Origin of the sequence: Lactobacillus nasalidis, from assembly GCF_016587775.1 — a bacterium.
Taxonomy (GTDB): domain Bacteria; phylum Bacillota; class Bacilli; order Lactobacillales; family Lactobacillaceae; genus Lactobacillus; species Lactobacillus nasalidis.
On record NZ_BOCG01000118.1, the window covers coordinates 1 to 1,305 of the forward strand.

Annotated in this window: 1 protein-coding gene; it reads left to right on the plus strand. The window is 57.6% G+C overall.

Going from position 1 to position 1,305, the window contains the following annotated elements:
- The coding region (locus lacNas_RS01815) for an HAD-IC family P-type ATPase (protein ID WP_201346532.1) at positions 1-1,305 on the plus strand (1,305 nt) is incomplete at both ends.

Genomic DNA, 1,305 nt, shown 5'->3' on the forward strand with positions numbered 1-1,305 from the left:
TCCGGCCGCGGGGTGGTCTTCGCCACCGGCAGCCACACCATGTTCGGGAAGATGGCGGCAGAAATCGCCAACACTGAAATGAAGGAGACCACTTTTGACACCGGGATCAAGAGCATTTCCAAGCTGCTCTTGACCATGACGGCCATCATCGCGCCGCTGGTCTTCATCATCAACGGCTTCACCAAGGGCAACTGGACCGACGCCTTGATCTTCGCCATCGCTACGGCGGTCGGCCTGACTCCGGAAATGCTGCCGGTCATCGTGACCACCAACCTGGTCCGGGGCAGCGTGGAAATGGGCAAGCACAAGACCATCGTCAAGAAGATGAACTCCATCCAGAACTTCGGGTCAGCTGACATCCTGTGTACCGACAAGACCGGGACCCTGACCCAGGGGCAGGTCATCCTGGAAAAGCACTACAACCTGGAAATGCGGGAAACCGACCGGGTCTTGAAGATGGCCTACCTTAACTCTTACTACCAGACAGGGATGAAGGACCTGATCGACCAGGCCGTCATCGACGTGGCTGACGACGACCTGGACACCAGCGAAATCCAGCGAGACTACCACAAGATCGACGAAATTCCCTTTGGCTTCCAGCGCCGGCGCATGAGCGTGGTTGTCGCCAACTCTGACCAAAAGCACGGCGAACACCTGCTGGTCACCAAGGGGGCGGCCGAGGAAATGCTGTCGGTCTCCAGCCAGGTGGAAATTGGCGGCCAGACCCTGCCTTTGACCGAAGAAAGAAAAAAGCAGATTTTTAAAGACATCGACGACTTGAACAGCGACGGGATGCGGGTCATCGTCTTGGCCTACAAGGTTGACCCGTCACCGGTCGGCGAATTCACGGTTGACGATGAAAGCGATCTGATCGTGATCGGCTTCCTGACCTTCCTGGATCCGCCGAAGGAAAGCGCCAAGAGCGCCCTGGCCAGCCTCAACCGCGACGGCATCACCGTCAAGATCCTGACTGGGGACAATGAAGCCGTTACCCGGGCCGTGGCCTTGAAGGTGGGTCTCAACATCGACACGGTTTACGGACAAAAGGACCTGGTCGGCAAGAGCGACGAGGACCTGGCCAAGATGGTGGAAGAGTGCGACATCTTCGTCAAGCTGTCACCGGAATGGAAGACCAAGATCATCGCCACCCTGCAAAAGAACGGCCACACGGTCGGCTACATGGGCGACGGGATCAACGACGCCCCGGCCATGAAGCAGGCTGACGTTTCCATCTCTGTTGACTCTGCTGTCGACGTGGCCAAGGAGTCAGCCGACATCATCCTTTTGCAAAAGGACTTGAGCGTT